Origin of the sequence: Nocardioides soli, assembly GCF_014191495.1 — a bacterium.
In the GTDB taxonomy this organism is placed as follows: Bacteria; Actinomycetota; Actinomycetes; order Propionibacteriales; family Nocardioidaceae; genus Nocardioides; species Nocardioides soli.
In genome coordinates this window covers 1,886,749-1,912,321 of the sequence record NZ_JACHWR010000001.1, presented here as the reverse complement: position 1 = coordinate 1,912,321, position 25,573 = coordinate 1,886,749, and the positions used below count along the sequence as shown (strand labels likewise).

At 73.3% G+C, this 25,573-nt stretch carries 25 protein-coding genes; 19 read left to right on the top strand and 6 right to left on the bottom strand.

Annotated features, from left to right (window positions below; all coding sequences use genetic code 11):
- The first annotated feature begins 28 nt into the window (after positions 1-28).
- The 11 genes from FHU40_RS09480 to FHU40_RS09430 all read left to right on the top strand — a co-directional run bounded on the left by FHU40_RS09480 (position 29) and on the right by FHU40_RS09430 (position 12,185).
- Positions 29-916 carry an AAA family ATPase gene (locus FHU40_RS09480; RefSeq protein ID WP_183591944.1) on the top strand — a complete coding sequence of 296 codons (888 nt, stop codon included), beginning with the start codon at positions 29-31 and terminating at the stop codon, positions 914-916.
- Positions 913-2,055, top strand: a complete 1,143-nt coding sequence (locus FHU40_RS09475; RefSeq protein WP_183591943.1) for a vWA domain-containing protein — start codon at positions 913-915, stop codon at positions 2,053-2,055. Before FHU40_RS09480 ends, FHU40_RS09475 begins: the two co-directional genes overlap by 4 nt.
- The gene (locus FHU40_RS09470; protein ID WP_183591942.1) at positions 2,048-3,175 is read left to right on the top strand and encodes an XdhC family protein; all 1,128 of its coding nucleotides are present in this window, start codon (positions 2,048-2,050) and stop codon (positions 3,173-3,175) included. Before FHU40_RS09475 ends, FHU40_RS09470 begins: the two co-directional genes overlap by 8 nt.
- Entirely contained in the window at positions 3,175-3,516 is a 342-nt protein-coding gene (locus FHU40_RS09465) for a cupin domain-containing protein (RefSeq protein ID WP_183592270.1), read from the top strand. Before FHU40_RS09470 ends, FHU40_RS09465 begins: the two co-directional genes overlap by 1 nt.
- 4 nt (positions 3,517-3,520) lie before the next feature.
- Positions 3,521-4,576, top strand: a complete 1,056-nt coding sequence (locus FHU40_RS09460; RefSeq protein ID WP_183591941.1) for an alpha/beta hydrolase family protein — start codon at positions 3,521-3,523, stop codon at positions 4,574-4,576.
- Positions 4,577-4,811: 235 nt separating this feature from the next.
- Positions 4,812-6,038 (top strand): transcriptional regulator, encoded by a 1,227-nt coding sequence (locus tag FHU40_RS09455; protein WP_183591940.1) that lies wholly within the window; start codon positions 4,812-4,814, stop codon positions 6,036-6,038.
- Between the two features lie 115 nt (positions 6,039-6,153).
- On the top strand, positions 6,154-7,494 hold the full coding sequence (locus FHU40_RS09450; RefSeq protein WP_183591939.1) for an FAD/NAD(P)-binding protein: 1,341 nt from the start codon (positions 6,154-6,156) through the stop codon (positions 7,492-7,494).
- Between the two features lie 117 nt (positions 7,495-7,611).
- Positions 7,612-8,097: a (2Fe-2S)-binding protein gene (locus FHU40_RS09445; RefSeq protein WP_221199540.1), complete on the top strand. Its 486-nt coding sequence runs from the start codon at positions 7,612-7,614 to the stop codon at positions 8,095-8,097.
- Entirely contained in the window at positions 8,094-10,550 is a 2,457-nt protein-coding gene (locus FHU40_RS09440; protein WP_183591937.1) for a molybdopterin cofactor-binding domain-containing protein, read from the top strand. Before FHU40_RS09445 ends, FHU40_RS09440 begins: the two co-directional genes overlap by 4 nt.
- Positions 10,547-11,401, top strand: a complete 855-nt coding sequence (locus FHU40_RS09435; protein WP_183591936.1) for an FAD binding domain-containing protein — start codon at positions 10,547-10,549, stop codon at positions 11,399-11,401. The genes FHU40_RS09440 and FHU40_RS09435 overlap by 4 nt, the downstream gene beginning before the upstream one ends.
- A 7-nt stretch (positions 11,402-11,408) precedes the next feature.
- Complete coding sequence (locus FHU40_RS09430) at positions 11,409-12,185, top strand: SRPBCC family protein (RefSeq protein ID WP_183591935.1); 777 nt, start codon at positions 11,409-11,411, stop codon at positions 12,183-12,185.
- Positions 12,186-12,198: 13 nt separating this feature from the next.
- Here the strand turns inward: FHU40_RS09430 and FHU40_RS09425 are convergent, their stop codons facing one another.
- Positions 12,199-13,539, bottom strand: a complete 1,341-nt coding sequence (locus FHU40_RS09425) for an MFS transporter (protein ID WP_183591934.1) — start codon at positions 13,537-13,539, stop codon at positions 12,199-12,201.
- Positions 13,540-13,617: 78 nt separating this feature from the next.
- Between FHU40_RS09425 and FHU40_RS09420 the strand changes: the two genes are divergently transcribed.
- Together FHU40_RS09420 and FHU40_RS09415 are read left to right on the top strand one after the other, a co-directional pair.
- Positions 13,618-15,369, top strand: a complete 1,752-nt coding sequence (locus FHU40_RS09420) for a DUF2207 domain-containing protein (RefSeq protein ID WP_183591933.1) — start codon at positions 13,618-13,620, stop codon at positions 15,367-15,369.
- Positions 15,370-15,407: 38 nt separating this feature from the next.
- Positions 15,408-15,968 (top strand): LemA family protein, encoded by a 561-nt coding sequence (locus FHU40_RS09415; RefSeq protein WP_183591932.1) that lies wholly within the window; start codon positions 15,408-15,410, stop codon positions 15,966-15,968.
- Positions 15,969-16,033: 65 nt separating this feature from the next.
- Here FHU40_RS09415 and FHU40_RS09410 read toward each other — a convergent pair whose 3' ends face one another.
- Complete coding sequence (locus tag FHU40_RS09410; protein ID WP_183591931.1) at positions 16,034-16,648, bottom strand: alpha-ketoglutarate-dependent dioxygenase AlkB; 615 nt, start codon at positions 16,646-16,648, stop codon at positions 16,034-16,036.
- Between the two features lie 105 nt (positions 16,649-16,753).
- Between FHU40_RS09410 and FHU40_RS09405 the strand changes: the two genes are divergently transcribed.
- From FHU40_RS09405 to FHU40_RS09395, 3 genes are all read left to right on the top strand, one after another.
- Positions 16,754-17,527 (top strand): ABC transporter ATP-binding protein, encoded by a 774-nt coding sequence (locus tag FHU40_RS09405; protein WP_183591930.1) that lies wholly within the window; start codon positions 16,754-16,756, stop codon positions 17,525-17,527.
- A complete protein-coding gene (locus tag FHU40_RS09400; RefSeq protein WP_183591929.1) occupies positions 17,524-20,088 on the top strand; it encodes an ABC transporter permease in 2,565 nt (854 codons plus the stop codon). The genes FHU40_RS09405 and FHU40_RS09400 overlap by 4 nt, the downstream gene beginning before the upstream one ends.
- A 77-nt stretch (positions 20,089-20,165) precedes the next feature.
- Positions 20,166-20,885: a GntR family transcriptional regulator gene (locus FHU40_RS09395; RefSeq protein WP_252274754.1), complete on the top strand. Its 720-nt coding sequence runs from the start codon at positions 20,166-20,168 to the stop codon at positions 20,883-20,885.
- A gap of 10 nt (positions 20,886-20,895) precedes the next feature.
- On the opposite strand, the gene FHU40_RS09390 is transcribed toward FHU40_RS09395, so the two are convergent.
- The gene (locus tag FHU40_RS09390) at positions 20,896-21,240 is read right to left on the bottom strand and encodes a hypothetical protein (RefSeq protein ID WP_183591928.1); all 345 of its coding nucleotides are present in this window, start codon (positions 21,238-21,240) and stop codon (positions 20,896-20,898) included.
- A gap of 84 nt (positions 21,241-21,324) precedes the next feature.
- Here FHU40_RS09390 and FHU40_RS09385 point away from each other — a divergent pair, with 84 nt between their 5' ends.
- Both FHU40_RS09385 and FHU40_RS09380 read left to right on the top strand, forming a co-directional pair.
- Positions 21,325-22,044, top strand: a complete 720-nt coding sequence (locus tag FHU40_RS09385) for a copper homeostasis protein CutC (protein ID WP_183591927.1) — start codon at positions 21,325-21,327, stop codon at positions 22,042-22,044.
- Positions 22,041-22,307: a DUF4031 domain-containing protein gene (locus FHU40_RS09380; protein ID WP_183591926.1), complete on the top strand. Its 267-nt coding sequence runs from the start codon at positions 22,041-22,043 to the stop codon at positions 22,305-22,307. Before FHU40_RS09385 ends, FHU40_RS09380 begins: the two co-directional genes overlap by 4 nt.
- A 46-nt stretch (positions 22,308-22,353) precedes the next feature.
- Here FHU40_RS09380 and FHU40_RS09375 read toward each other — a convergent pair whose 3' ends face one another.
- Positions 22,354-22,962: a hypothetical protein gene (locus tag FHU40_RS09375; protein ID WP_183591925.1), complete on the bottom strand. Its 609-nt coding sequence runs from the start codon at positions 22,960-22,962 to the stop codon at positions 22,354-22,356.
- Positions 22,963-23,043: 81 nt separating this feature from the next.
- Here FHU40_RS09375 and FHU40_RS09370 point away from each other — a divergent pair, with 81 nt between their 5' ends.
- Entirely contained in the window at positions 23,044-23,415 is a 372-nt protein-coding gene (locus tag FHU40_RS09370; protein ID WP_183591924.1) for a nuclear transport factor 2 family protein, read from the top strand.
- 3 nt (positions 23,416-23,418) lie between these two features.
- Here FHU40_RS09370 and FHU40_RS09365 read toward each other — a convergent pair whose 3' ends face one another.
- Both FHU40_RS09365 and FHU40_RS09360 read right to left on the bottom strand, forming a co-directional pair.
- Positions 23,419-24,675 carry an MSCRAMM family protein gene (locus FHU40_RS09365; RefSeq protein ID WP_183591923.1) on the bottom strand — a complete coding sequence of 419 codons (1,257 nt, stop codon included), beginning with the start codon at positions 24,673-24,675 and terminating at the stop codon, positions 23,419-23,421.
- A 1-nt stretch (position 24,676) separates the two neighbouring features.
- Positions 24,677-25,546, bottom strand: coding sequence for an oxygenase MpaB family protein (locus FHU40_RS09360; protein WP_183591922.1), 870 nt, complete (start codon positions 25,544-25,546; stop codon positions 24,677-24,679).
- Positions 25,547-25,573: the final 27 nt, after the last annotated feature.

Below are 25,573 nucleotides of genomic sequence, written 5' to 3'. Positions count from 1 at the left end.
CCAACACCGGGCGGACTAGTCTCGGGATATGGAGCCGTCCACCCCCGCAGACATCGCCGAGCGCCTCGGCGCGACCGGCTACCTGTGCGACGACGCGCTCGCCACGGTCACCTTCCTCGCCCTGAAGATGCAGCGGCCGCTGCTGCTGGAGGGCGAGCCCGGCACCGGCAAGACCGCGCTCGCCGAGGCGATCGCCGAGAGCATGGACCTGCCGCTGGTGCGGCTCCAGTGCTACGAGGGCATCGACGCGACCCAGGCGCTCTACGACTGGGACTTCCCGCGCCAGATCCTGCACCTGCGCGCGCTCGAGGCGGCCGGCACCGGCGACGGCGGGGTCGGCAGCGTCGAGGAGACGGAGAAGAGCCTGTACGACGCGCGCTTCCTGCTCGCGCGGCCGGTGCTGCGGGCGCTCCAGGAGAGCCCGGCGGTGCTGCTGGTCGACGAGGTCGACCGCGCCGACGACGAGTTCGAGGCGTTCCTGCTCGAGGTGCTGTCGACCTACCAGGTCTCCATCCCCGAGCTCGGCACGGTGCGGGCCGCGACGCCGCCGATCGTGGTGCTCACCTCCAACCGCACCCGTGAGCTCCACGACGCGCTCAAGCGGCGCTGCCTCTACCACTGGATCGACCACCCCGGCCTGGAGCGCGAGGTGGAGATCGTCCGCTCCCGCGCCCCCGAGGTCTCCGCCGAGCTGGCCCGTCAGGTCGTGGCCGTGGTGCAGGACCTCCGCGGCCGCGGCGACCTCCAGAAGCCGCCCGGTGTCGCCGAGACCCTCGACTGGGCGCGGGCGCTGACCTACCTCGGGACCGCCGAGATCGACCTGGCCGCGGCGTCGGCGACGCTCGGCGCGCTGGTGAAGTACCGCGAGGACGCCGACCGGGTGCGACACGCGCTGGACCAGATGCTGCGGGCATGAACACCGACCGGGGTGGCGACGAGCCGTCGGTAGTCGGCGGAGACGTGGTCCTGCTGGCGTTCACCAGGGCGCTGCGGGCCGCCGGCGTGCCGGTGACCCACGACCGGGCGCACGGCTTCCTCGCGGCGGCCGCGCTGCTCGGCGTCGACGACCAGCGCGGGACGTACCTCGCCGGCCGGGCCACGCTGTGCGCCGGCCCTGACGACCTCGAGCGCTACGACCAGGTGTTCACGGCGTTCTTCGGCCGCGACGGGCTGCCCCGCCCGCGGCCCGCGCAGTCCGAGGGGGTCCCCGGCTTCTCGGGGCTGCCCGAGTCCGACGGGTCGGGTGCCGGCGAGACGGCCGAGGAGGAGCTCGTGCGCGCCCGGGCCAGCGACGCCGAGGTGCTGCGCCACCGCGACGTCGCGACCCTCTCGGCGGCGGAGAAGCACCGCCTCGCCGGCATGTTCGCCACCCTGCGCCCGCGCCCGCCGGTGCGGCGTACCGCCCGACACCAGCGCTGGCACCGCGGCCAGGTCGACGCGCCCCGCACCCTGCGCGCCTCGCTGCGCCGGATGGGCGAGCCGGCCGAGATCGAGTGGCGGCGCCGCGGCGTCCGGCCGCGCCGGGTGGTGCTGCTGGTCGACGTGTCCGGGTCGATGAGCGGGTACGCCGACGCGCTGCTGCGGCTCGCGCACCGCTTCACCCAGGTCGGGCTCGAGCGGCGCGGCGTGGTCGAGACGTTCACGGTCGGCACCCGGCTGACCCACCTGACCCGGGCGATGCGGATCCGCGACCCCGAGCGCGCGCTGGTCGCGGCGGGCGAGACCGTGCCGGACTGGTCCGGCGGCACCCGGTTGGGCGAGACGCTGCGCTTCTTCCTCGACCGCTGGGGCCAGCGCGGGATGGCCCGCGGCGCCGTGGTCGTGGTGTTCAGCGACGGATGGGAGCGGGGCGACCCGACCCTGCTCGGGGAGCAGATGGCGCGGCTGCGCCGGGTCGCCCACCGCGTCGTGTGGGTGAACCCGCACCGCGGCAAGGCCGGCTACGAGCCGGTCCAGCAGGGGGTGCTGGCGGCGCTGCCCCACTGTGACGACTTCGTCGCCGGCCACTCGCTGGCGGCGTTCGCCGAACTGTCGGAGGTGATCTCGCGTGCGTGACGTGCTGCCCGAGCTGATGTCCTGGTGGCGGGCCGGAGAGACGATCGGTGTCGGCACCGTCGTCGCGACCTTCCGGTCGGCGCCGCGGCCGCCGGGTGCCTCGATGCTGGTCGGTCCCGACGGGACCGCGGTCGGCTCGGTCTCCGGCGGCTGCGTCGAGGGTGCGGTCTACGACCTCGCCGAGTCGGTGGTCGACTCCGGCGAGCCCGTGCTGCAGCGCTACGGCGTCTCCGACGACGACGCGTTCGCGGTCGGGCTGACCTGTGGCGGCATCCTCGACGTGTACGTCGAGAAGGTCAGCCGCGAGACCTTCCCCGAGCTGGAGGAGATCGCCGCGGACATCGAGGCCGGCCGCCCGGTCGCGGTCGCGACGGTGATCGAGCATCCGGACCCGGCGTGGCTGGGCCGGCGGCTCGTGGTCCGACCCGACCAGCCGTGGGCGGGGTCGCTCGGCTCGGGCCGGGCCGACGACGCCGTCCACGACGACGCGCTGGGCCTGCTTGCGGCCGGCCACCACGCGACGCTGACCTACGGTCCCGACGGCGAGCGCCGGGGCGAGGGGATGCGGGTGTTCGTCTGGGCGTTCGCCCCGAAGCCGCGGATGCTGGTCTTCGGGGCGATCGACTTCGCCGCGGCGGTCGCGAGGGTCGGCAGCTTCCTGGGCTACCACGTGACCGTGTGCGACGCCCGCCCCGTCTTCGCCACGAACAGCCGGTTCCCCGACGCCGACGAGGTCGTCGTCGACTGGCCGCACCGCTACCTCGCCGCGGAGGTCGAGGCCGGCCGCATCGACGGCCGGACGGTGATCACGGTGCTGACGCACGACCCGAAGTTCGACGTACCCCTGTTGGAGGTGGCGCTGCGGCTGCCCGAGGTGGCCTACATCGGTGCGATGGGCTCCCGGCGTACCCACGACGACCGGCTGGCGCGGCTCCTCGAGGCCGGCCTCGAGGAGAAGGAGCTCGAGCGGCTGTCGAGCCCGATCGGCCTCGACCTCGGCGCACGCACCCCGGAGGAGACCGCGATCAGCATCGCCGCCGAGATCATCGCGGGCCGCTGGGGCGGCACCGGCGAGCCGCTAGGGTCGCTCGAAGGACGGATCCACAAGGAGCTTGCGTGATGGACGGACACTCGCTGAACCAGCTGGCCGACGAGCACCTGGCGGCCGCGCGCGAGCACGGCAGCGGGCGCAGCGCCGTCACCGTGCACGGCGGCCGGGAGCACCATCTGCGGCAGACCCTGATCGCGCTCGCCGGCGGCCGGTCGCTCGGCGAGCACGAGAGTCCGGGCGAGGCGACGCTGCACGTGCTGCGCGGCCGGGTCCGGCTGCACGCCGGCCAGGACGAGACCTGGGAGGGCGGACCGGGCGACTACGTGCTGATCCCGCCGCAGCGCCACGACCTCGAGGCGATCGAGGACGCCGCGGTGCTGCTCACCGTGGCGACCAGGCTGACCCACTGAGCCCATGAGGCGGGCGGCCGCGGCACTGACCCTGGTGCTGCTGCCGGCCGCCGCGATCGGGTGCTCGGGCGAGGACCCGGCGCCCGCGCCGGGTCCGCCCGCCACGACGTCGCCGGCTCGCCCGGGACCTGACCCTTCGGGCCCCACCCAGCCCCCCACCCCCGCCGAGCAGCACCCGACCCTGCCGCCGGCCACCGACACCCCGTCGCTGGCCAACCTGATGCGCGCGGACTTCGACGGCCGCGGCCTCCGGGTGCTGCGCACCGAGCTCCGCACCGACGCCTACACGCGCCAGCAGGTCGCCTACCGCAGCAACGGGACGCTGGTCTCCGGCGTACTCCTCCGGCCGCACGGCCGCGGCCCGTTCCCGGCCGTCGTCCTCAACCACGGCTACATCGAGCCGTCGATCTACGTGACCGGGCAGGGGATGGCCCGCGAGCAGGACTGGCTGGCGCGGGCCGGGTTCGTGGTGCTGCACACCGACTACCGCGGCCACGCCGCGGGCGACCCGGCGACCGACCGGGAGCGCGAGCTGCGGCTGGCCTACGCCCGCGACAGCGTCAACGCCGTGCTCGCCCTCGAGCGGCTGCGGTACGTCGACGCCGATCGGACCGCGATGGTCGGCCGGTCGATGGGCGGCGGGGTCACCCTCAACGCGCTGGTCGCCGCGCCCGGGCTCGTCGACGCCGCCGTCATCTACGCCAGCGTGAGCTCGCGGTTCCTCGACAACCTGCGCCACTTCACGGCCGCCAACCGGCCCGAGGCGGTGCGGGCGCTCCACGCGGCGTACGGCACGCCGGAGCGCTCCCCGGACTTCTACCGCGGGCTCTCCTCGCGGACCTACTTCGACCGCATCACCGAGCCCGTGCTGATCCACCACGGCGAGGCCGACGCCACCTGCCCGCCGCGCTGGTCGCGCACCACCCATGCGCTGCTGCGGGAGGCGGGCGTCGCCAGCCGGCTGGTCACCTACCCCGGCGAGGACCACACGTTCTACGCACGCTTCGCGGACTCGATGGCGCGGACCACGCGGTTCCTGAGGCTCCATCTGAGTGGGTGAGGGTGTGCTCGGAGGGCGTCGCCGTTCGGACGGTCAGGGGACCCGAAGGCGACACGCCGCCACATCCCGGCGCGTCGCCCCCGCTTTCCCTGACCACCTCGCCCGGCCCCGGCGTGTCTCGCCGTTTCCCCGGGCAGCCGGTGAAACGGCGTCCTCTGCCGCCCCACTCGCCGTGTGACCTGGGTCACCGACCCGGTGCTACGTTGGCCGTCACCAGGGCGCAGCGGAGGGTCCGATGGCACGCACCGATCTGCAGGCCCGGCGGCTGGACGCCGTCCGTGCCTGGACGTCGTTCGTCGAGCACGGCGACGGTGCCGCGTCGCTGGTGCGGCCCGAGATCCTGAGCAGCTGGACCCGGTCGGGCGCGGTGGTGCGGCCGGACGTCGCCGAGGCGCCGCTGGCCGACGAGTCCGAGACCGCGGCGTACTGGCAGGGGTCGGCGCTCCAGACCGCCGTCGAGCGGGTGCAGGCCGAGCTGCGGCGTACCGCTGAGGACGGCGACCTCGTGATCGCGGTGACCGACCCGCAGACCCGGATCCTGTGGACGTACGGCGGCCGGGTGATGCGCCGCAAGGCGGAGACCGTGAACTTCGTGCCCGGCGGGCGCTGGGACGACGAGTCGGCCGGCACCAACGCGCTCGACCTGGCCAACCGGCTGTCGGCGCCGGCGATGGTGTTCAGCGCCGAGCACTACGCCTCCATGGTGCACAACTGGGTCTGCTGGGCCGCGCCGGTGCACGACCCCGCCACCGGCACCCAGCTCGGCGTGATCGACCTCTCGACCACCTGGGACCGCACGCACCCGATCGGCCTGGCCACCGCCCGGGTGATGGCCCGCCTGATCGAGGCGGCGATGCCGCTGACCCACCAGTACTCCGTGCGGCTCGGCGACGCCGACGAGCCGGGCCTGGTGATGCGGCTGCTCGGCACCGCCGAGAGCTGGCTCGACGGCCAGCGGCTGCTGCTCAACCGCCGGCAGACCGAGGTCCTCGCGCTGCTCGCCATGCACCCCGAGGGGTTGTCGCTGGAGCACCTGCACGCGCTGGTCTACGGCGACCAGGCGGTGACGACCTCCACGCTCAAGGCCGAGGTGTCCCATCTACGCGCCTCCCTGGGCGGTCAGCTCGCCTCGCGCCCCTACCGGCTGACCATGCCGGTCTCGACCGACGTCGACCTGGTGCTCACCCTGCTCCGGCGCGGCCGGGTCACCGCGGCCGTCGAGGCGTACGGCGGCGACCTGCTGCCCGGCACCAACTCCCCGGCCCTGGCCGAGCTGGCCGAGCTGGTCGCGGTCGCGGTCCGCGAGGCGCTGCTCGCCGACCCCGACCCGGACGCCGTCCTGCGCTACGGCGAGCGTGCGCCCTACGACACCGAGGTCGTCGAGGTCTGCCTGGCCCGGCTGCCGGACGGCCACCCCGCGATCCCGCTGCTCAAGGGCCGGCTCGCCGCCGCGGTTCGATGAGCCGGGTTGGCCGCGGGGCGGGGTTGGTCGTGCGGCGAAACTCCTCCGGGCCGGCCTCCGTTCAGCCGGAGCTCGACGATGCCGCCAAATTAGAGTTGTTCTCTAGACTTACCCCATGACAGTCGTGGACCGTGCCCAGCCCGACCCCGCCGGCTCGGCCGACCGCCGGAGCCGGGTCGCGATCGTCGGCGGCGGCGCCAGCGGCGTGCTCACCGCGCTCCAGCTGCTCGCCGGCTCCGACGACTCGTCGCTGTCCGTCACGATCCACGAGGCCAGCGGGGTGCTCGGCCGCGGGATCGCCTACGGCACCTCCGATCCGCGCCACCTGCTCAACGTGCGCGCGCGGCACATGAGCGCCTTCGCCGACGTGCCCTCCGACCTGCTGGACTGGGCGCGCCGCGCCGGTCGCGATCCCGACCCGCAGGGCTTCCTGCCCCGGATGGAGTACGCCGCGTACCTCCAGGACACGCTCGCCGCGGCGGCCGACCACCGGCTCACCATCAGCGCCGGCCGCGTCGACGACATCGTGCGCACCGGCGCCGGCTTCGAGCTGCGCACCCGCGACCGGGTGGCCGCCTCGGACGCCGTCGTCCTGGCCTACGGCAACCAGAGGCCGCAGCCGCTCGCCGGACTCGCCGACCGGCCGGGCCTGATCGCGGACCCGTGGGACCTCGCCGCGATCCGCGCCCTGCCCGGCGACGCGAACGTCGTGATCGTCGGGACCGGTCTCACCGCCATCGACACCGTCATCACCCTGCTCGAGGACGAGCCGCGCCGTCGCGTCGTCGCGGTCAGCCGCCACGGCCTGCTGCCGGAGGCGCACATCGAGCAGCAGTCGACCGCGTGGATCAGCGACGTTCCCGAGGGCCCGCTGACCGCCGACGCGATCGCGGCGTTCGTGCGCGGTCAGGTCGAGGCGGCCCGCGCCCACGGCGTCGACTGGCGCAACGTCATCGACGGCCTGCGCCCGCAGACCCAGTCGATCTGGCGGCGGCTCGGTGCCGAGGAGCGTCGCAGGTTCCTCGCCGTCCACGCCCGGGACTGGGAGATCCGCCGGCACCGGATGGCGCCCGAGGTCGCGGACCGGATCCGGGGCTACCGCCGCGACGGGCGGCTCACCCTCGTCTCGGGCGGCCTCGGGGCCGTCGACCTCGACGTGGCCGACGCGGTCGTGAACTGCACGGGGCCGCTCGCCGACGTCAGCCGCAGCGACGACCCCCTGCTGCGGGCCCTGCAGGCCCGCGGCCTGGTCGCGCCCGACCCGCTGCGCCTCGGCCTGGACTCCACGGTCGCGGGCGCGGTCGTGGGTGCCGACGGCGTCGTGGTCGACGGCCTGTACGTCGTGGGCCCGCCCCGCAAGGGCACGCTCTGGGAGTCGACCGCGATCCCCGAGATCCGTGCCCAGGCCGCCGAGGTCGCCCGGCTGGTGCTGTCGAGGGTCGCCGTCTCCGCGTAGGGGTGGTTTCGAGGCTCGGGCCTGGCGGCCCTCACACCTCAACCACCAACCAAGGACCAACCGACCCGCTCCTAGCGTGACCTGCACCACAGCAGGTGACGTCCCCGAGGAGTGTCCATGACCCGGATCAGCCTGACCGTCGACGGTGCCACGGTGGCCGACGACGTCGAACCACGCATGCTGCTCGTCCAGTACCTCCGCGAGCGGCTCGGCAAGACCGGCACGGTCATCGGCTGCGACACCAGCAACTGCGGGGCCTGCACCGTCCATCTCGACGGGCAGAGCGTGAAGTCCTGCAACGTGCTCGCCGTCCAGGCCGACGGGGCCACGGTCACCACCATCGAGGGGCTGGCGCAGAACGGCACCCTGCACCCGGTGCAGGAGGCCTTCCGCGAGTGCCACGGCCTGCAGTGCGGCTTCTGCACGCCGGGGATGATCATGCAGAGCGTCGACCTGCTCAACAACAACCCGAGCCCCTCCGAGGAGGAGATCCGGCTCGGCCTCGAGGGCAACCTGTGCCGCTGCACGGGCTACCACAACATCGTGCGCGCGGTGCAGCACGCCGCCGCCCAGGGCTCGAGCACTGCGGGGGCGACGTCGTGACCGCCACCGCCGTCGACCACGAGATCGGCCGCGACCGCCGCCGCAAGGAGGACCAGCGCCTCATCACCGGCCGCACCCGCTGGACCGACAACATCGTGCTGCCCGGCATGCTGCACCTCGCGATGGTGCGCAGCCCGTTCGCCCACGCGAACATCGCCAGCATCGACACCAGCGAGGCCCAGCAGGCCCCCAACGTGATCGCCGTGCTCACCGGCGCCGACTTCGGCGACGAGCTCGGCGTCTGCATCAACGCCTGGCCGATCACGCCCGACCAGGTCACGCCCGTGCACTCGCCGATGCCGAGCGACCGGGTGTCCTTCGCCGGCGAGATCGTCGCGGTCGTGGTGGCTCGCAGCGCCGCCGAGGCGCGCGATGCCGCCGAGCTCGTCGAGGTGGAGTACGACGAGCTGCCGGCCGCGCTCGACCTCAAGGAGGCCGCCGCCGACAGTGTCCTGGCCCACCCCGACCTCGGCACCAACAAGTCCGCGCTCTGGGTCTTCGACTCCGGTGAGGCCGGCACCGGCGGCAACGTCGAGGACGCGATCGGCAAGGCCCGCGCCGACGGCATCGTGATCGAGCGGGAGTACCGCCAGCAGCGCCTGATCCCGGCGTTCATGGAGCCGCGCTCGGTGGTGGTCGACCCGACCGGCGAGCAGCTCGTGATGTACTCCGCCACCCAGATCCCGCACATCCTGCGCTTCGCGCTGGCCGCGACCACCGGCGTGCCGGAGTCGAAGATCCGGGTGATCGCGCCCGACGTCGGCGGCGGGTTCGGCGGCAAGCTGCAGGTCACGCCGGAGGAGTGGATCGCCTGGGCGGTCGGCCGCCGGGTCGGCAAGCCGGTGAAGTACACCGAGACCCGGTCGGAGTCGCTGATGAGCGGCCACCACGGTCGCGACCAGTGGCAGAAGCTGACCCTCGCGGCAGAGAAGGACGGCACCGTCACCGGCCTCAAGGTCGAGCTGCTCGCCGACCTCGGTGCGTACGTCGCGATCGTCGGCGGCGGCGTGCCGGTGCTCGGGGCGTTCATGTTCAACGCGATCTACAAGTTCCCGGCCTACCACTTCGCCTGCCAGACGGTGCTGACCAACAAGACCTGGACCGACGCCTACCGGGGCGCGGGCCGACCGGAGGCGACGTACGCCATCGAGCGGCTGATGGACGAGCTCGCCGCCGAGGTCGGGGTCGATCCGCTCGAGGTCCGCGAGAAGAACTGGATCAAGCACGAGGAGTTCCCCTTCACCACGGTGGCCGGGCTCGAGTACGACTCCGGTAACTACGAGGCCGCGACCGCGAAGGCGCGCCAGATGTTCGGGTACGACGAGCTGCGGGCCGAGCAGATGGCCCGGCGCGCGAGCGGCGACCCGGTGCAGCTCGGCATCGGGGTGTCGACGTTCACCGAGATGTGCGGCCTCGCGCCGTCGCGGGTGCTGGGCCAGCTCGACTACGGTGCCGGCGGCTGGGAGTACGCCAGCGTGCGGATGCTCGCGACCGGCAAGGTCGAGGTGACGACCGGGGCGTCCGCGCACGGGCAGGGCCACGAGACGGCGTTCAGCCAGATCGTCGCCGACCGGCTCGGCGTGGCGTTCGAGGACGTCGAGGTGCTGCACGGCGACACGGCGGTGGCCCACAAGGGGCTCGACACCTACGGGTCGCGCTCGCTCGCGGTCGGGGGCGAGGCGCTGGTGCGGGCCGCCGACAAGGTCGTCGAGAAGGCGAAGCCGATCGCGGCGCACCTGCTCGAGGCCTCGGTCGAGGACATCGACTTCGCCGGCGGGCGGTTCTCGGTGCGCGGCACCGACCAGGGCATGGCGATCGGGGAGATCGCGACCGCGGTCTTCGCCGCCCACAACCTGCCCGACGGCGTGGAGCCCTCGCTGGACTCCGATGCGACGTACGACCCGGTGAACTTCTCCTTCCCGCACGGCACCCACCTGTGCGCGATCGAGGTCGACACCGAGACGGGGGCGCTGAAGATGCGCAAGTACGTCTGCGTCGACGACGTCGGCAACATCATCAACCCGCTGATCGTGAGCGGCCAGGTGCACGGCGGTCTGGTGCAGGGCATCGCGCAGGCGCTGTGGGAGGAGGCGGTGTACGACGACAGCGGCACGCTCGTGTCGGGCTCGTTCGTCGACTACCTGCTGCCGACGGCGGCCGACACGATCAGCTTCGACATCGACCACACCACGTCGCCGGCGACCACGCACTCGCTGGGCGTCAAGGGCGTCGGCGAGGCGGGCACGATCGCCTCCACGCCGGCCGTCGTCAACGCGGTGGTGGACGCCCTGCGCCAGTACGGCGTGCACGACATCCAGATGCCCTGCACCCCCGAGCGAGTCTGGAGGGCGATCCAGGGCGGCGGTGCTGGAGGCTCGACCGAGGGTGCGGCGATGCCGCACTTCGACCCGTCAGAACCGGGTCAGGACTCCACGGAAGGAGCGGGCGCATGATCCCCGCCCAGTTCGACTACGTCGCCCCGGCCTCGGTCGAGGACGCCCTGGCCGCGCTCGCCGAGCATGGCGACGACGCCAAGATCATCGCCGGTGGGCAGAGCCTGCTGCCGGTGCTGCGGATGCGACTCAACGCGCCCGAGTGGATCATCGACCTCGGCCGGATCGAGTCGCTGCGCGGCGTACGCGACGACGGCGACTCGATCGTCATCGGCGCGATGACGCCGCACTCGGTGGTCGGCTCGGACCCGCTGGTGGCCGAGCACGCGACGCTGATCACCAGGGCGGTCGAGCACCTGGCCGATGCCCAGGTGCGGCACCGCGGCACGTTCGGCGGCGCGCTCGCGCACGCCGACCCGGCCGGCGACCTGGGGGCCCCGGTGCGGGCGCTCGGCGCGTCGTTCGTGATCCAGGGCCCGGGCGGCACCCGGACGGTGTCGGCCGACGACTTCTTCGTCGACCTCTTCGAGACCGCGATCGGCGACGACGAGATCCTCACCGAGGTCCGGGTGCCCAAGCACACCGGGTGGGGCGCGCACTACGAGAAGTTCGTGCGCGTCGCACACCAGTGGCCGATCGTGGCGGTCGCCGCGACGGTGCGCGTCGAGGGTGGCACGATTGCGGAGGCGCGGATCGGGCTCACCAACATGGGGTCGACGCCGCTCCGGGCGGCCGCGGTCGAGGCCGCCCTGGCCGGGCAGCCCGCGACCGAGGCCGCCGTACGCGCGGCGGCCGCCCACGCCGCCGAGGGCACCCACCCGCCGAGCGACCTGAACGGCGACGCCGACTACCGCCGGCACCTCGCCACCGTGATCACGCGGCGGGCGGTGCTCGCCGCCGCAGGAGCATGATGGCCTGATGGATCTCACTCACCGGTTCACGGTCCCGACGTCGGTCGTCGACACCTGGGCGCACTTCAACGACATCGCGTCGGTGGCGGAGTGCTTCCCGGGCGCGACGGTCACCTCCGTCGACGGCGACACCTTCTCGGGGTCGGTGAAGGTCAAGCTCGGGCCGATCGCGCTGGTCTACAACGGCTCGGGCACCTTCGTCGAGAAGGACGAGGCGGCGCACCGCTTCGTCGTCGACGCCAAGGGACGGGACAAGCGCGGCAACGGCACCGCGGGCGCCAAGGTCACCCTGACCATGACCCCGTCGGCGGCCGACGGCACCTCGACCGACGTCGAGGTCGTCACCGACCTCGCCATCACCGGCAAGCCCGCCCAGTTCGGGCGCGGGGTGATGCAGGACGTCTCGGACAAGCTGCTCGGTCAGTTCGTGGAGTGCCTGGAGCGGCGTCTCTCTGCGGAGTCCACGGGGGCCCCGCAGGAGCGGACTCCCACGTCCGAGCAGGTGGCCGAGGCGGCGCCTGCGCCCGCCTCGGCCACCCCTCCGGAGCCGGCCGCCGCCGACGACGCCGCCGAGATAGTCCGTCACGAGATGGCTGCCGGTCGGTCCGACGGACAACCGGAACGTGACGGACCGTCCCAGCAGCCCGCTCCGTCGCAGGCCGACGACGCCCTCGACCTGGGCTCGGCGGTGCTGCCGGTGCTGGCGCGCACCTACTGGAAGCAGGGCCTCGGGTTGCTGGCCGTCATCGGCCTCGTGATCTGGTGGATCTCCCGGCGCGACTGACGACGCGAGCGCGTCACTCCAGCGCGCTCGCCCGGGTCTTGGGCGTGGGCTCGGGTACGACGTCGGGGTCGGCCACCAGCTCGGCCTCTCGTACGCCGTTGACGTGGGCCGGCAGCTGCGGCTCGAGCCGGACGACGGCGAGCACCGCGAGCAGCACGCAGCCCAGCACGAGCGTGCCGATGTAGACGCTGTCGAGGTGGTGGCCGATCAGGAACCCGGCGATCGGCGGCGCGATGATCTGCGCGAGCTGGAAGGATGCCGAGCTCGCCGCGTTGTAGCGGCCCCGCAGGTGGTCGGGCGCGAGGTCGTTGACCAGCGCGGGCACGGTCGGCTGCAGCAGCGTCTCGCCGAACGCGAACACCGAGGCGCTGGCGGCGACCAGCATGGTCGCTGCCCAGGTGCCCGAGACGGTGCCGGTCGCACCGAGCAGTAGCCAGGAGACGGCCCAGATCGCCGCCATCACCGCGATCACCCGGGTCCGCCGTCGGCCCTCGATGCGCCGGAGCACCACCAGCTGGAGCAGCACGATCACCAGGGTGTTGGCGGCGAACGCGAAGCCGAGGCCGCGGGTCGAGACCTCGCCCACCGCGCGGGCGTAGGCCGGCATGCCGGCGTTGAGCTGGGAGTAGCCGACGTACGACGACACGAAGCCGACCACGATCGTCGAGGCGACCGCGGGCCGGCGCAGCACCTCGAGGTAGCCGACCTTGGCGGCGGTCTCGTCGTGGTGCTCGACTCGGCCCGCGACGTGGCGCAGCGGCACCGTCATCAGGAAGATCGCGGGCAGGTAGCTGGCCGCGTCGCCGAGGTAGATCGCCTGGAACGTCGGCAGGTGGTCGATCCGGACGAACGCGCCCGCGACCAGGCCGCCGATCCCGATGCCGAGGTTGAGCAGCGTGAAGTTCACGCCGAAGTAGCGCTGCCGGAGCTCGGAGGGGATCACCGTGGCGATGAACGCCTGGAAGCCCGGCCACGAGACGCCGAAGGCGAGGCCGGTCAGCAGCAGTGCCATCGCCGCGATCGCCGGGGTCGACGCGAAGGCGAGCACGACGTTGCCCGCGACCTGGAGGGACAGCGCGCCGATCAGGATGCGCCGGGCGCCCCAGCGGTCGATCGCCGCCCCGCCCGGACCCACGACGAGGAAGCCGATCAGCGGGGGCAGCGCGAGCAGCAGGCCGGCGTCGCTGAGCGCGAAGCCGCGCACCTCGTGCAGGTAGACGATGTTGAACGGCAGCACCAGGCCGGTGCCGATGAACTCGAACACGACCACCGAGAGGAGCAGCTTGCCCTCGCGCGGGAGATCGTGCCAGAAGGAGCGGAGGGTGAGGCGGCTGGGCGCGGCGGTGCTGGACATCGGGGGGAGTGTTTCAAGGGAGCACCGTCGTGAGCGAATCGTTATCAAGGAGGGCGTGGACCCCCTAGGCTCCGCGTCATGAAGCGCGTCGTCGGTGGCCTCGTCGGCCTGGTCGTCGTGGTCCTCGTCCTGCTCGCGCCGGCGCTGTTCTACGGCCTCGACCTCGGCAGCGGGGACGTCGACGAGCCGACGACGATCACCTCCTACGTCGCCGACTTCGACGTCGCCGAGAACGGCGACCTGAGCGTCGCGGAGCGCCTCACGGTCGACGTCCCGGTCTACGGCCGCCACGGCATCTTCCGCTACTTCGACACCCACGACGCCAGCGCTCCGCACGCGCGACGGGAGCCGGAGGACATCGAGGTGACCATGGACGGCGAGGACGTCCCGGTCGAGCTCCTCTCCGAGCGCCGCGGCCGTTACGTCAACGCCAGGATCGGCGACCCGGACGCCACGCTGCCGGTCGGCGAGCACGTCTTCGAGATCCGCTACCGGATCGCGGGCGTACTGGAGGAGGGCACCACCGGACAGCCGACGCAGTTCTACTGGAACCTGATCCCCGGCGGCTGGCAGCAGCCGATCGAGAGGTCCCGGCTGACCGTGCGGCTCCCGGCGCCGGCCCAGGACGTGCGGTGCGCGGTCGGCGCGGGCGCCGGCACCGGCTGCACCGCGAAGGGGGAGGGGACCCGCGAGCTCGTCGTCCGCACCCGGCAGCTCGCACCCAACACCCCCGTCACCCTCAAGGCGGGTCTCGACCTGCCCACGCCCCCGGCCGGCACCACCCTGCCGTGGCGCGGCGGGCTCGACCCGATCCTCGGCACCAGCGTGCCGGTGCTGGCCGTCGTGCTGCTCCTCGCCGGGGGCGCGGGCGCGCTCGGCTACGTCCTGGTCCGCGGCACCCGCGAGACCGACCCGCAGCTCCCGCTGATGTACGCGCCGCCCGAGGGGATCGGGCCGGCGCAGGCGGCGTACCTGGTCACCGAGGACGTCGATCAGGAGCAGTACGTCGCCACCTTGATGTACGCCGCCGAGCGGGGTGCGATCGAGCTCGACCGGTCCGGCGACGACTGGACGATCACGGACAAGGGCGGCTCCGCGGGCTGGGCCGGCCTCGACCCGGTCACCACCGGTGTCGCGCACCTGCTCAGCGGGCCGGGCACGTCCTTCGTCGCCTCCAGCCGCGACGTGCAGGCCGGCAAGCGGCTGAAGTCCGAGATCGCGTCGTTCGAGAAGAGCACCCGCTCCTGGGCCAGCGGCGCCGGGCTGATGGTCGGCAGCGGCCTCGGCGGCATCGGCGGGCTGATCATCGGCGCCTGCGGCATCGCCGTGCTCGCCGTCGCGATCTGGAACCCCTTCGACATGACCGCGATCGGGCTGGTCCCCGGCCTCTTCGCGGTCTTCGGCGCCGGGCTGGCCGCCACCGGCGCCGGCACCAAGCGCACCCGCGCCGGCCGCGACCTGTGGTCGCGAGCGGGGGGCTTCCGCCGGATCCTGTCGACCCCCTCGGCCCAGGACCGGTTCGACTTCTCCGGCCGCGAGGAGCTCTACACCGCCTACATCCCCTGGGCCGTCGCCTTCGGCTGCGCCGACGAGTGGGCGGCCAAGTACCGCACCGAGATGGGATCGGAGCCGCCGGTCCCGTCCTACCTCGGCCACGCCTACGCCGGCGCCTCGGTGGGCTCGGCGGTGTCGTCGATGGTCGACGACTTCGAGACCACCGTCAGCTCCGCGATCTCCGCCTACGAGGCCACCCAGAAGTCGTCGTCCTCGGGCGGCGGCGGCTTCTCCGGCGGTGGCGGAGGCGGCGGCGGTGGCGGCGGCTCGTGGTGACCGCCATCCTGATCCCGACCCGTCCCGAGGAGTCCTGAATGCTCATCGCCATCATCGTCGTCGTCATCGTCGTCGCCCTGATCGGCTTCGTCGTCGTCGGCTTCAACAAGCTGCGCACCACCGACATCGGCGCCCAGGAGGCGCTGGGCGGCATCGACGTGCAGCTCACCCGCCGCGCCGACCTGATCCCCAACCTGGTCGAGACCGTCAAGGGGTACGCCGCGCACGAGAAGGGCGTCCTCGAGGAGGTCACCGCCGCACGGGCCGGCGTCCAGGCAGCCGCGAAGGGCGACGACCCGGAGGCCAAGGCAGCCGCCGACGCCGCGCTGACCCAGGCGCTGGTCCGGGTCGACGCGGTCGCCGAGGCCTACCCCGACCTCAAGGCGAACCAGAACTTCCTCGAGCTCCAGCGTCAGCTGGCCGACACCGAGAACCAGATCTCCTTCGCCCGCCAGTACTACAACGACGCGGTCGCCACGCTGAACAAGCTCACCCAGACCATCCCCTGGATGTTCCTCACCGGCATCGCCAACGTGCACCAGCGCAGGTTCTACGACGCCCCCGACGGGCAGGAGCAGGCGCCCACGGTCAGCTTCTGAGCCGTCGGCCCGGCGGGTTTCGAGGCTCGGGCCTGGCGGCCCTCGCACCTCAACCACCGCACCGCTCAGAACACGTTCAGTGGCCGGAACTGCACGGAGACCCGGGGCCCGGCGTGAGCCACCTTGGGCACCGCGTGCTCCCAGGTGCGCTGGCAGGAGCCGCCCATCACGAGCAGGTCGCCGTGGCCCATCTCGACCGAGATCGAGGATCCGCCGGCCCGGGGTCGCAGCGCCAGCCGGCGCGGGTCGCCGAGCGAGACGATCGCCACCATCGTGTCGTGGGTCCGGCCGCGGCCGATCGTGTCGCCGTGCCAGGCGACGCTGTCGCGTCCGTCGCGGTAGTAGCAGCAGCCGGCGGTCACGAACGGCTCGCCGAGCTCGGGCCGGTAGTGCGCCGACAGCGCCCCGCGGGCCCGCGCCAGGGTCGGGTGGGGGAGCGGCTCGCCCGCGGCGTACGTGTGCAGCAGCCGGGGTACGTCGACCTCACGGTCGTACATCTGCCGCCGTTCGGCCCGCCAGGGCACGTCGTGCACCAGGGTCGTGAACACCTCGTCGGGCGCGGGGAGCCAGGTGCGGCAGACGTCGATCCAGGCGCCGCCGGTGAGCGGCCGGCGCTCGACGCGGTCGAACGTCGGCGCCTCGACGGCCGGCGCCTCGAACAGCGATCCCTGGAAGTCCATGCTCCGAGCATACGTCGCGTTCGAACAGGTGTTCTAGTCGCTCGTCGGGGTGAGTTCGGGGTGATACCGGTAGCGCCCGGGCGCCCGGCACGGGAGGGTTGACCCATGACCGAGGTCTCCACCTTCTCGCCCCCGGCGGGCACCGTCCCGGCCGCCCGCGTCCGGGGCCTCACCAAGACCTACGGCACCGGCCAGGCCCTGGTCCGTGCGCTCGACGACGTGACGCTCGACATCGCCGCCGGCGAGTTCACCGCCGTGATGGGTCCCAGCGGCTCGGGGAAGTCGACGCTGATGCACTGCTGCGCGGCGCTCGACACCGCCGACTCCGGTGAGGTGTGGATCGGCGACCAGGACATCACCAGGCTCAAGGACAAGGCGCTGACCCGGCTGCGCCGCGACGAGATCGGCTTCGTCTTCCAGTCGTTCAACCTGGTGCCGACGCTGACCGCCGAGGAGAACATCAAGCTCCCGATGGCGATCGCCGGACGCCGGCTCGACCAGGCCTGGTACGACAGCGTCGTCGCGACCGTCGACCTCGGCGACCGGCTGGGCCACAAGCCCAACGAGCTCTCCGGCGGTCAGCAGCAGCGGGTGGCGGTCGCGCGGGCCCTGGCCAGCCGGCCGCGGATCGTCTTCGCCGACGAGCCGACCGGCAACCTCGACTCCCGGTCGGGGGCGGAGGTGCTCGAGCTGCTGCGCCACGCCGTCGACGACCACGGCCAGACCGTCGTGATGGTCACCCACGACCCGGTCGCCGCGGCGTACACCGACCGCGTCGTCTTCCTCGCCGACGGCCGGGTCGTCGACGAGCTGCGGGACCCGACCCGCGAGCAGGTGCTCGACGTGATGAACCGGATGGCCGAGCAGACGCCGTCATGATCCGGGCCGCCCTCAAGAGCCTGCTGGGGCGCAAGGTGCGCCTCCTGATGAGCACGTTCGCGATCGTGCTCGGCGTCGCGTTCGTCGCCGGCTCCCTGATCTTCAGCGACACGCTCAACCGCAGCTTCACCGCGCTGTTCGCCTCCACGGTCGGCGACGTCGTGGTCCGGCCCGTGGGCGGCACCACCGCCGACGGGGCGCCCTCGACGGTGACGCTGCCGGCGAGCCTGCTCGACCGGCTCCGCGACGTGGACGGCGCTGCGCGCGTCGACGGCAACGTCAACGCGTTCGGCGTCTTCGTGATCAGCGACCGGGGCAAGGTCGTGAGCGGCTTCGGGCCGCCGGCGATCGGCGGCAACTGGTCCGACGCCCCGGCCGGGCACGGGCTGCAGGGCCTGGCCGTCGTCGAGGGCCACGAGCCGCACGGCCCCGACGAGGTCGTGCTCGACGAGCGCACCGCCGAGCGGGCGGGGTACGCCGTCGGCGACCGGGTCGTGATCATCCCGTCGACGGCCGTCCAACCCGAGCCCGGCGCCGACTTCGACTCGCTGCGACTGACCCCGACGCTCGTCGGCATCGCGGGCTTCCCGAGCGGCGGATCGCTCAACGGCGCGACGTACGCCGCCTTCGACACCGCGACCGCCCAGGACCTCTTCCTCGGCGGCGAGGACGCCTACACCGACGTCTGGGTGACCGCCGCCGACGGCGTGTCCCAGGAGCAGCTGCGCGATGCCGTCGCCGAGGTGCTGCCCGACGGCGTCGAGGCGGTCACCGGCGACGACGCCGCCGACGAGTCCGCCTCCGACCTGCTCGAGGCGGTGTCGTTCCTGACGACGTTCCTGCTGATCTTCGCGGGCATCTCGCTGGTCGTCGGCGCGTTCCTGATCGTCAACACCTTCTCGATGCTGGTCGCCCAGCGCAGCCGCGAGCTCGCGCTGCTGCGTGCGCTCGGGGCCTCGAAGCGCCAGGTGATCTGGTCGGTGCAGCTCGAGGCGTTCGTGCTCGGCGTCATCGGCGCGACCCTCGGCCTCGGCCTCGGGGTGCTGCTCGCGATGGGCATCCGCGCGCTGTTCTCGAACTTCGGCCTCGACCTCGCCGGCCAGCCGCTGATCTTCGCGCCGCGCACGTTCGTCGCGGCGTACGTCGTGGGCGTCGTCGTGACGATGGCCGCGGCGTGGCTGCCCGCCCGCCGCACCGGCCGGATCGCCCCGGTGCAGGCCCTGCGCGACGACGTCGCGCTGCCGGAGTCGTCGCTGCGGCGCCGGCTCTGGATCGGCCTCGCGCTGATCGTCGTCGGCCTGGCGGTGCTGTGGCTGGGGCTGTTCAGCGACCTGCCGCACGGTGGCTGGCAGACCGGTGGCGGCATCCTCGCGATCCTCCTCGGCGTCGCTGCGGCGAGCCCGGTCATCTCGCGGCCGGTCCTGGCCGTGGCGCAGGCCGCGTTCGCGCGGCTCTTCGGGACCGTCGGCAACCTCGCCGGCCAGAACTCCCTGCGCAACCCGCGGCGTACCGCCGCCACCGCCTCGGCGCTGATGATCGGACTCGCGCTCGCCTGCACGATGGCGATCGTGGGTGACTCCGCCAAGGCCAGCGTCGACCGGTCGGTCGAGGAGAACTTCGTCGGCGACTTCGTGGTCAGCAACGTGATCGGCACCGGCTTCACCCCGGCGATCGGCGACCGGATGGAGCGGGTCGACGGGGTCCAGCGGGTGGTGCGGGAGCGCTTCGACGCCGGCGAGCGCGACGGCGAGCGGCAGGGCGTGTCGGCGGTCGAGCCCGCGGACGTCGGGTCGCTGGAGCTCGACATCACCGACGGCGACCAGAGCGGGCTGTCCGCCGGGTCGGTGCTGGTGCAGCGCAGCTGGGCCGACGACGAGGACCTCGGGGTCGGCGACCAGCTGACCTTCGAGATGCCGGCGGGCGAGCGGACCTACACGGTCGGCGGCGTCTTCGAGGACAACCCGGTGATCGTCTGGCCGGTGCTGCTCACGCTCGACGACTTCGTCGACGCCGGCTTCCCCGAGACCGACAACGTGCTGATCGTCTTCACCGACGACTCGCCCGGCATCCAGGACCGCCTCGACGAGGTGGTCGCCGACCTGCCGGTGGTGACGGTCAAGGACCAGGCGGGCTTCGCGCAGGAGCAGCGGGCGCCGATCGACCAGTTCGTGCGGATCATCTTCGCGCTGCTCGGCCTGGCGCTGGTGATCGCGGTGCTCGGCATCGTCAACACCCTCGCCCTCTCGGTCATCGAGCGGACCCGCGAGGTCGGCCTGCTGCGCGCGATCGGGCTCAGCCGCAGCCAGCTGCGCCGGATGATCACGCTGGAGGCCGTGGTGATCGCGGTGCTCGGCGCCCTGCTCGGCGTGCTGCTGGGCGTCGGCTTCGGGGTCGCACTCATGTACGCCGTACGCGACCAGGGCCTCGAGGTGATCAGCGTCCCGTTCGGCCAGCTGGCCGTGTTCCTGGTGCTCTCGGTGGTCATCGGGGTGCTGGCCGCGGTGTTCCCCGCCCGCCGGGCGGCCCGCCTCGACGTGCTCCGCGCGATCGCCACGGAGTGACGAGGATTTCACCTCAGCCGCGCACGTAACCGGCCGATCCGGGGACGCGGAGAGCTCTCACTGCCTACAGTGCAAGCGTGGACGAGCTGCTGGTGACCGAGGGGCGTGCCCTGAAGCACGTCCAGGTGCGTGAGTACGTGCGCGCCCTCGTCGCGGGAGCGGCACCCGGTTCACCCGCACCGTCGGAGCGCGAGCTGGTGCACCGTTTCGGGGTCGCCCGGATGACGGTGAGGCAGGCGATGGACGCCCTCGTGGTCGAGGGGCTGCTCGAGCGCATTCCCGGGCGGGGCACCTTCGTGGCCCGCCCGCGACGTACGGCGAGCACACTGACGAGCTTCTCCGAGGAGATGGCCCGGCGGGGGCTGCTCGCGGAGTCGCAGACGCTGCTGGCCCGGCGCGAGCAGGCCGGACCCGGCGTCGCCCGGGCCTTGAACCTGACCGAGGGCGACGCCGTGATCCACTGGCGCCGGCTGCGCCGGGCCGACGGCCAGCCGATGTGCCTCGAGGACGCCTACCTCAACGAGGTGCTGATCCCCGGCTTCCTGCAGAGCGGGATGCCCACCAGCCTGTACGACGCGCTCGAGTCGCGCGGCCTGCGCCCGACCTGGGCCGAGGACTCCATCACCGCCGACGTGGTGTCGGAGGAGGAGGCGGAGCACCTGGCGCTGTCTCCCGGCGACCCGGTGCTGCGGCACTCGCGGCGTGGTCTCGCCGGTGAGAAGGTAGTGGAGGTGTCGCGCACCGTCTACCGCGCCGACCGCTACACGATGTGGCTCCAGGTCGGCGCCGAGGGCTGATCCGCCCCCGTCACAGCCCCCCGAGCGGCGCGACGACGTCGCCGCTCTCCTCGCAGACCCACACCGGGTCGGGACCGCCCAGGTCCGGCTGGATGTAGAGCATGTGCAGTGGTGCGCCGTTCCCGCAGTCGTGGCACAGCGGCCAGCGGCCCACGGACTCGAAGAGCGCGTCCTGCACGTCCTGGGCGACCAGCCCGGCGACGTACTGCTCGCCCTCCGGCCACTGCTCGGCCCACCACCGGCGCTGGGCGACCGCCTCCTCGAGGGCCGAGACCGCGGTCGCGGTGGCATGGTCGCGCGCTTGGAGGTCGGCCAGGACCCGGGCCCGCGCGTCGAACAGCAGGGCGTTGTCCATTCCCCCATCATGCCCCGCACCGGAAAGGCGGACCGGTCAGCGCGGCTCCCGCGCTGAGGTCCCCGTCGCTCCTACCATCGACACATGGGACCGGTCCTGCTCGAGGTCGCCGTCCTCGATCCGCGCGACGTCCGCGGGGCGGAGGAGGGTGGCGCCGACCGTCTGCTCCTCGCCACCGCCGAGGGGATGTCCCCCGAGCCCGCCCTCGTCTCGGCCGTCTGCCGCGAGACCGAGCTGCCCGTCCACGTCGTGCTGCGGCTCAACGACACGTGGAGCACCACCGGCGGTGAGCTGACCCGCCTCGTCGGGCTCGGCGAGGACTACGTCGGCTCGGGTGCCGCCGGCTTCTCGTTCGGCTTCCTCGACGCCGACCTCGAGGTCGACACGGAGGTCTGCGGCTACCTCGTCGCGCAGCTCCCGCGGCTGCCCTGGACCTTCGGCCGTGCCGTCGACGACACCCTCGACCTGCGTCGCTCGTGGCGCCGGCTGACGGGCCCGTCCGGCCCCTCCGGGCTGGTCGGCGTGCGGTCCGCGGGCTCGCCGCGCGGCCTCGACGCGGGGTACGACGAGCTGCTCGCCCTCGCCTCCGGCGATCCGGTCGTGGCCCGCACCCTGCTGCCCGGCGGCGGGCTGGTCGCCGAGCAGGTGCCGTGGTTGGTGCGCGCCGGCGTCCGGCAGTTCCACCTCGACGCCCAGGCCCGGCCCGGCGGCTCCTGGCGGGCGTACGTCGACGCCGGCCACGTCCGCTCCTGGCGGCTGCTCCTCGACGACGCCGCCGAGCGGATCGCCCGCAGCGCCGGATGATCCTCATCGACCCGCCCAACGCGGCCGGGCACGGGCGGCTGTGGTCGCACCTGGCCAGCGACACCTCCTACGACGAGCTGCACATCTTCGCCGCCACCCTCGGCATCCCGCCCCGTGGCTTCGACCGCGACCACTACGACGTGCCCGCCGACTGGTACGCCGACGTGGTTGCCGCCGGCGCGGTCCCGGTCACCTCGCGCGAGCTGGTCGCCCGCCTGACCGCCGCCGGCCTGCGCAGGCGGAAGGGCCGGCCGTCGGGATAGCCACAGACGTTGTGGTCGTTCCGAGCGTGCGGGAACGACCACACTGTCACTGGGTATCGCTCCCCAGCGCCACCAGCTCGCGGTCGACGTTGGCCCGGGCGCGGTCCTCCCAGGCGGCGCGGGCGTGGGGGGTCTGGAAGAGGTGCGGCTTGGCGAGCAGGTCGCGCAGGACGGCCGAGCGGCCGGCGGCGAAGTCGGCGTCGGGCACGTGGGCGTACTCCTCGCGGACCGCCGCGGCGTACTCGGCGTACCGCTCCGGGGGTGCGGCGAGGATCGCGAGGTCGGCGTCGGAGAGCGCGCACCCGTTGCGATCCCCGTCCTCGGGCCGGTGGTGCTCGGTCATCAGGACCAGCCGCACCACCTCGTCGACGACGGCCCGGTCGACCCACGCGGGCAGCGCCCGCGCGGCCCAGTCGGCGGAGCGTCGCTCGGCGTCGGGCCGCCCGTCGTAGACGCCGTCGTGGAACCACGCCGCCAGCGCGACCGCCGTGCGGTCGAACGCCGTGCCGTGCGCCGCCAGCTCGTCGAGCCGCTCCAGCACCTCCGCCAGGTGTCGGGTGTCGTGGTAGCGCCGGCCGGGCTCGGCGTACGCCGCCAGGATCTCGGCGCCCAGCGGCCGGGCGTCGGGCAGCGGCCAGTCGAGGAGGAGGTCCACGCCGTGCATTCAAGACCCCGGAGCGGAGCTGCCGCTACAGTGGTCGCTAACAAGAACGTGTTCTAGTTTCAAGGAGGCCCCGTGGCCGCGAGTGTGGACCGGATCCGCGAGGTCGTCGAGACGTACGTGCGGCTCGTCGGCTCCGGCACGTCGGACGAGATCGTCGCCCTGTACGCCGAGGACGCTACCGTCGAGGACCCGGTCGGCACCGACGTGCGCTCCGGGTCCGCGATCAAGGAGTTCTACTCCACCCTCGACGGGCTGGAGCAGGAGTCGCGGCTGCTGGCGCTGCGGATCGCCGGCGGCGAGGCGGTCTTCCACTTCGAGATCGTCACCCGGGCCGACGGCGCGACGTACACGCTCGCGCCGATCGACGTGATGACCTTCGACGACGAGGGCCGGATCACCGGCATGCGCGCCTACTGGGGCGACGCCGACATGGTGATCGGCTGAGCGTCAGGCGCAGGGGCCGGCCTGTCCCGGAGTCCGGCCGACGCCGATGGCGCCGAGCGACGTCTCCTTGCCCTGCGTCACGGAGACGCCCGGCAGCGAGGTCGGGTCGAACCGGCAGTAGGACACGGTCTGCGCCCACCCCCCGGTGAGCGGGTCCGGGTTGATGACCACGGTCAGGTTGCGCTGGGTGGCCAGCTGGCCGTCGAGGGTGAACGCCCCGGCGTCCGAGGCCTTCGTCTCGTCCAGCTTGGTGCCGTAGGCGTCGTAGAGCTGCACCTGCGCGCCCGGGAGGGGGTACGCCGGCGCGCCCGCGTCGACGGCCCGGCCGGTGATCCAGCCGCCGCGCCTGGTGACCTTGTAGGTGCCGATCGAGGCGCGGTGGGAGCGGACGTTGGCCTTCTGGATGCGCCCCTGGCTCGCCAGCCAGTTGCCGGCACCGTCGAACTTGAGCCGGTAGCGGCCGGGGTAGACGCCCTTGAAGACCGCCGTGCCGCCGCGGGCGGTCGCGGTCCACCACTGGCCGGTCTTCGCGCTGGTCACCGTGACGGTGGTCCGGCCGCCGAGCGCCGACCCGTCGGGTGTGTAGAGCAGCACCCGCAGCGAGCCCGACCGCTGCCGCAGCCGGATCCGGACGTCCTTGCCCCTCCCCGTCCGGACCTTCCCGACCCAGGTGCTCTTGCCCACCCAGTTCTTCTTCTTGTCCCACGCGAACACCGACCACGTGCCCTCGGGCAGCCCGCCGATCGCGAACTGGCCGCGGCCGTTGGCGGTGGTGTCGAAGGACTGGTCCCGGCCGTCGGGCAGCGTGCGGGCGACGGCGACGCGCGCCTTCCCGCCAGGTCCGGACCCGGTGGTGACCCGGCCGGTGACGAAGGCGCCGTGCTTCATCGTGACGTCCTTGACCGTCGGCTTGCGGGCGCTGACGGTGACCTTCACGTCGGTGGGCGCGTACTTGTCCGTGCGCCACGAGGGGCGCTGGTCGACGAACTGGAGCCAGTAGGTGCCCGGCGCCAGGTTCAGCGCGTACGAGCCGCCGTTCGCGTTCTTCTGCCCGAGGTACTGCCAGTCCTTGGTGAACCAGAGCACGCGCACGTTCGGGGCCTTGTGCTTGCCGAGGCCGGGGAAGTTGATGAATCCGGCCACGGGCCGGGTGTCGGCCGGCGCGGCGCCGACGCGCGCGGGTGCGACCAGCACGAGCGCCGAGGCGAGGAGTGCGGCCAGGACCAGCACGGCGGACCGCGAGCGGGCGTGAGCGAGCATGTCAGTCATCGTAGGTGTGCGCCCGTGGCGCCATCGCCCACCGGATCGTGCCGGTCGCGGCACCGCCGAGGGCGCGCACGACCGTGCGCTCCGAGATCGGGAGCCACGGCAGCCGCAGCGGCAGGCGGGTCCAGCGCGGCATCAGGCCGACGGCGGCGGCCGCGATCGCGGCGTACGGCGGCCGCGCGACCAGCGGCAGCGGCGGCCGGAGCAGCAGGTAGCCGACGGTCGCGCGGGCCTCCGGGGTGCCGCGCAGCTCGGGGCGGTACGCCGCGAGCCGGGCCGCCAGCTCGGCCTCGGTGCTCGGTGGGTCGACGACCCCGAGCCGGGCGGCCACGAGCGCGGTCTGCGCGACGTACTCGTCCCGCTCCGCACCGGTCAGCGGGTCGCGGCCGTAGACGGTGTGCGCCCGCAGGAAGCTGTCGATCTCGGCGACGTGCACCCAGCCGAGCAGGTGCGGGTCGGAGGCGGCGTACGGCGTGCCGTCGGGCATCGTGCCGGTGATCCGCTCGTGGATGCGACGCACGGCACCGACGGCCTGCTCGGCGTCGTCGGCCGTGCCGAAGGTCGTCACGGCGATGAAGCGGCTGGTGCGGGCGAGCCGGCCCCAGGCGTCGTCGCGGTAGTCGGAGTGCTCGACGACGCCGCGCATCGCCGCCGGGTGCAGGGTCTGCAGCAGCAGCGCCCGGAGCCCGCCGACGAACATCGACGCGTCGCCGTGCACCCGCGCGATCGGGCTGTCCGCCTCGAACCAGCGCGGCCCCGGGCGACCGTGGATGCGCGCGGCGTGCCGTCCGCCGTCGGGTCCCGCGACTCGCAGGAAGAGCTGCTGCCCGATCCGGTCCCGCACCGTCGGCACGACGCTTGCCATACGACGACCCTACGGGTTCTGATCTAC